Origin of the sequence: uncultured Blautia sp. (assembly GCF_902497045.1) — a bacterium.
Lineage (GTDB): Bacteria > Bacillota > Clostridia > Lachnospirales > Lachnospiraceae > Blautia_A.
Genome location: NZ_CABVDF010000222.1, coordinates 1 through 4,843 on the forward strand (window position 1 = coordinate 1; position 4,843 = coordinate 4,843).

Sequence of the window (4,843 nt, forward strand, 5' to 3'; positions counted from 1 at the left end):
TCTGATTATTTTTCCAAATATGTGCAATATGCACAAATACATATAGATTCAAATATATTATTACAGTCTGTGACAAACTCACAGACTCCTTCCCACGCCCATGTTATACTGTTCCTATCAAATTCAGGAGGTCTCACTGTGGAAAAAAAGATCAGAAAAAAGAAAAAAGCCTTTGTCAGTACCGATGACTGTGTTGCCTGCGGCTGCTGTCTGAAAGTATGTCCCAGAAACGCCATTAAAATCTGGAAAGGTGTTATGGCAAAAATAGATATGGAAGCATGTATCGGATGCGGCAAATGTGCAAAAGAATGTCCCGCATCTGTAATTGAAATACGGGAGGCGGAAGCATGAAAAAACACTGGTATGATTATCTCTGGATCTTATCTCTGACTTATCTGGTACTGGGATTTTTTAATATTCTGTTTGCCTGGCTGGGGCTTCTCTGCTTCTTTATCCCTCTGATCATCTCTGTGACCAAAGGCTCAAAAGGCTACTGCAACCGCTACTGCGGAAGGGGACAGCTTTTCAGTCTTCTGGGCGGAAATTTCGGACTTTCCCGCAAAAAGGATATTCCGAAATGGATGAAAAGCAAATGGTTCCGATATGGATTTCTGATTTTCTTTTTTATCATGTTCTTCCAGATGCTGTGGAATACCTGGCTGGTATTTTCCAATGTGCAGGATCTGAAACAGGTGGTAACTTTATTGTGGACCTTTAAGGTTCCCTGGCACTGGGCGTATCACGGACCCCTTCTTCACCCGGGTGTGGCTCAGTTTGCCTTTGGATTTTACAGCGTCATGCTGACTTCCACGATCCTTGGTTTTTTCACTATGGTTTTGTTCAAGCCTCGAAGCTGGTGCGTCTACTGTCCCATGGGGACTATGACCCAGCTGATCTGCAAGGCAAAACAAAAAGGTCAGAATCCCTGACCTTTTTTGTTTTGTCCTGTTTTAGTGAATCTCCTGATCTGAGAATTCCAGCGTCACTGCCTGTACCAGATCCATATCTTTAAATTTTTCCGGTTCGAAATAATCCTCAGTAGTATAGCTGCTCATGCTGTTTCCATTATCATAAACCAGAACTGCTACCGGAATTTCCTTACCCAGTTCAATTTTGCTGGCTTCCCTCAAAAAAGCCTTTCCTTCAGCTGTATATTCCTGGTTTTCTTCTGCATCTTTTGTGGAAAAAGCTCCCTGACCGGCCATATTTATGTGGAAATCTATGCTGCGGTCATCTTGTATCTGCATGGTAAAGCTTCCTGAAATCTGCTCTGCAGGTTCTTTTTCTTTTCCAATAGACATAGAACCATCCCCTATGGTCTCCCAGGTCAGGTCCTCCTTCAGTTTATAAACCCTGGCAGTAACTGTAATGGCTGTTTCCGGAGCATAGAAAGATACAATCTGCGAATTTTGATCCATTCCAAAAGCTGCCAGAAGCTGTATTTCACGTTCTGAAAGTTCATAGGGAACTACCTGCTCCTTTGACAGCGTATGAGCATCCGTCTGTCCACATCCTGTCAATGCTGCCATACACACTGCAAACATGCTCATTCGTATTTTTCTCATATGAATTCCCTCACTTTTCATATATTTCAATGGTCAGCGGTTCTTTGGCAAATACCTGGCATCCCAGCCGGTATCCTTCATCCAGTTCTTTCTGAGAAAACCAGATTTGATCCATGGTATTGATCTTTACCTCTCCTTTCAGTATCCTTACCTTACACTTTGCACAATTGCCACGTCCTCCGCAGGGCGTAAGAATATGGATGTCATTTTTAAGAAGATACTCCTGAAGTCTTGTATCGGCCGGACATTCTATGATCATATATTTCTCCTGTTCTCACCGGAAACTTCCGATGTCCTATCTTTTGCTGTCGATATATTCACTGATCTCCTGCATTCTCATATCCAGAGAATGGATCCCTTCTGCACATTCTTTTAGCTTTTCCACAATTTCTGCAGTAGAATCATCAATGTTTTTCTTATATTTTACTTTATGCTCAATACTTGCCCAGAAATCCATGGCAATGGTACGAAACTGCACTTCCACCGGCATCCATTTTTTTTCATTGGCAAAAAATACAGGAACCTCCAGAATCAAGTGAAGACTTCTGTACCCATTTGGCTTGGGATTTTCGATATAATCTTTCTTTTCCAGAAGGTGGATATCATCCTGAGAACAGATTTTTTCTGCAAGCTTATAGATATCTTTTGGAAAAAAGCACACAATACGGATTCCTGCCACATCATGAAGATTTTCTTCAATACTCTGAAGGCTCACTTCCAGTCCTTTACGTTTCAGTTTTTCTGCAATACTTATAGGCTTTTTGATACGGCAGGAAATAGATTCAATCGGATTCCGGTCACTGTCCAGAGAAAGTTCCGTATTCAATACCTCAAACTTTGTCCTCACCTCCAGCATGGCGCACTGATACTGCATCATCAGTTTCATAAAAGGATACGCCGATTCTATGAACTCTTCCGACCGGTTTCCGGTCATAAGTTCATCAAAAGTAAAACTTCTGCTGCTCTTCAATTTTCATTCCTCCAATTTTCCTTTATAATCCGGCAAAAAACAACTCGTAAAAATCGTCTTCACCTTCCAGAACAGGAGAATTTTCCCCTCCTCCATTGGTGCTGCGCTTCATCGTTGCATAAAAATCTTCTCCTGCACTGATCAGATCCATTTCATAGATCGGATACCCCAGTTCCCGGCATTTCTGACAAAATGCAGAAAGAGGCTGCTCCTCTTTTCTGGTATCCATAAGTTCCCTGCGAAGCATACCGTCTTTCAGGGCTTTCTGTTTCAGCTCATCAAGCATTTCCGGTATTTCCATATAAACCATCTCCCTCTGCAATTCCATTTTTGGTTTTATTTTATCATATCAAAAACTCAGGGAAAAGAATTATTTCCGGCATCTTCCGTAAAACAGCCCCGGAAAGTACCTCTTTCCAGGGCTGTTTTTATCCAAGTTATAAAATTATTTTTTCAGCTTTATTCAATGGGCTCAAAATCTGCAACTCCATGCTTACAAAGCGGGCAGATATAATCGTCCGGAAGCTCATCGCCTTCATAGATAAATCCACAGATCTTGCAGACAAAGCCTTTCTTACCTTCTGTCTGAGGTTTCGGTTTTACATTGTTCTGATAGTAGGTATAAGTCATGGTATCCTTGTCACTCATAACTCTTGCCTCAGTCACAGAGCATATAAACATTCCATGTGTTCCCAGATCTACATACTGTTCTACCTTGAGGGACATAAATGCATTGATATATTTCGGAAGGAATACCAGTCCATTATCGGAATAAAGTTTTTCCATACCTTCGAATTTATCTGTCTGGCGTCCGCTCTGGAAACCAAATCTCTGGAAGATCTCAAATGGAGCCTCCACAGACAGACAGTTCACATTCATAATGCCAGTCTGCTTGATCACATGATGAGAATAATTTGCCTTGTTAATATTTACAGCAACACGATATGGATTATCAGTAAGCTGTGTAACTGTATTTACGATCAGACCATTGTCTCTATTTCCATCATTGGAAGTAACAACATACAGACCATATCCAATCTTAAACAATGCTGTCATATCTTTCTTGTTTGCAGTTTCAGACTGTGCTACATATTCTCTGCACAGTTCATCTGCCATGCTTTCAAGCTGATCCATATTTCCATCGCTTACAGAAGACAGAATCTTTACAGTTGTATTCAGCCAGGTGATGTTCTTGCTCTTTTCAAATTCACCCTTCATAATTTTAGCAGCCAGTGGTGACCAGCTTCCGTTTTCGATCAGACCAATCGTACGGTTCTGGTAGTTTCTCTCTGTAAGATGATCGATAAACTCACGCATAAACGGGAACAGCTCTGCATTATATGTTGTTGTAGCAAGTACCAGTTTATTATAACGGAATGCAGATGCCACTGCTTCAGACATATCATCTCTTGCAAGATCAAAAACTTTAACTGTAGGACATCCTTTCTCTTTCAGCTTTTCTGCCAGGATACCCACCGCCTTTTTCGTATTTCCGTAAACAGAGGTGTATGCAATGACAATACCTTCGCTCTCTGCTTTATAGGAAGACCAGGTGTCATATTTTCCAATATAATGACCCAAATTTTCTGTAAGTACCGGTCCATGAAGAGGGCAGATTGTCTGAATATCCAGAGTGGCAGCAACCTTCAGGAGTTTCTGTACCTGTGCACCATATTTTCCTACAATTCCGATATAATAACGGCGTGCCTCGTCATCCCAGTCCTCTTCTACATCAAGGGCACCGAATTTACCAAATCCGTCTGCTGCAAAAAGTACCTTGTCTGTGCTGTCATAAGTAACCATAACTTCCGGCCAGTGAACCATTGGCGCAAACACAAAGGTCAGAACATGTTTGCCAAGTGTCAGAGACTCTCCGTTTCCAACTTCAAGAGTTCTTCCCTCCAGACTCATATTGCGGAAAAAATTCTGCATCATCACAAATGTCTTGGCATTTGCTACAATTGTGGTATCCGGATAAACTTTCATGAAGTTTTCGATATTAGCAGCATGATCTGGCTCCATATGCTGTACGATCAGATAATCCGGTTTTGTACTGCCCAGAACTTTTTCGATATTATCCAGCCATTCATGTGTAAATCTTGCATCTACTGTATCCATGACTGCAATCTTTTCATCTTTGATCACATAGGAATTATAAGCCATTCCATTCGGGACTACATACTGTCCTTCAAAGAGATCCACATCATGATCATTCACACCCACATACAAAATATCATCTGTAATCTTCATTCTAATACCCCTTTTTTATTTGATGATATTTTGTATGTGGGTGTGAATGATCATGATG

General features: G+C 41.2%; 7 protein-coding genes. 2 read left to right on the plus strand and 5 right to left on the minus strand.

Annotated features, from left to right (window positions below; genetic code table 11):
• Positions 1-138 precede the first annotated feature (138 nt).
• Together RDS42_RS12615 and RDS42_RS12620 are read left to right on the plus strand one after the other, a co-directional pair.
• Positions 139-351 carry a 4Fe-4S binding protein gene (locus tag RDS42_RS12615; protein WP_308783969.1) on the plus strand — a complete coding sequence of 71 codons (213 nt, stop codon included), beginning with the start codon at positions 139-141 and terminating at the stop codon, positions 349-351.
• Positions 348-929, plus strand: coding sequence for a 4Fe-4S binding protein (locus tag RDS42_RS12620; RefSeq protein ID WP_308783970.1), 582 nt, complete (start codon positions 348-350; stop codon positions 927-929). Before RDS42_RS12615 ends, RDS42_RS12620 begins: the two co-directional genes overlap by 4 nt.
• Before the next feature lie 21 nt (positions 930-950).
• Here the strand turns inward: RDS42_RS12620 and RDS42_RS12625 are convergent, their stop codons facing one another.
• The 5 genes from RDS42_RS12625 to RDS42_RS12645 all read right to left on the minus strand — a co-directional run bounded on the left by RDS42_RS12625 (position 951) and on the right by RDS42_RS12645 (position 4,785).
• Entirely contained in the window at positions 951-1,565 is a 615-nt protein-coding gene (locus tag RDS42_RS12625; RefSeq protein WP_308783971.1) for a hypothetical protein, read from the minus strand.
• A 10-nt stretch (positions 1,566-1,575) separates the two neighbouring features.
• On the minus strand, positions 1,576-1,824 hold the full coding sequence (locus tag RDS42_RS12630; protein ID WP_308783972.1) for a 2Fe-2S iron-sulfur cluster-binding protein: 249 nt from the start codon (positions 1,822-1,824) through the stop codon (positions 1,576-1,578).
• 36 nt (positions 1,825-1,860) lie between these two features.
• The gene (locus RDS42_RS12635; RefSeq protein ID WP_308783973.1) at positions 1,861-2,535 is read right to left on the minus strand and encodes a GTP pyrophosphokinase family protein; all 675 of its coding nucleotides are present in this window, start codon (positions 2,533-2,535) and stop codon (positions 1,861-1,863) included.
• A 22-nt stretch (positions 2,536-2,557) separates the two neighbouring features.
• Positions 2,558-2,836 (minus strand): hypothetical protein, encoded by a 279-nt coding sequence (locus RDS42_RS12640; protein ID WP_308783974.1) that lies wholly within the window; start codon positions 2,834-2,836, stop codon positions 2,558-2,560.
• 158 nt (positions 2,837-2,994) lie between these two features.
• Positions 2,995-4,785: a flavin reductase gene (locus tag RDS42_RS12645; protein ID WP_308783975.1), complete on the minus strand. Its 1,791-nt coding sequence runs from the start codon at positions 4,783-4,785 to the stop codon at positions 2,995-2,997.
• Positions 4,786-4,843: the final 58 nt, after the last annotated feature.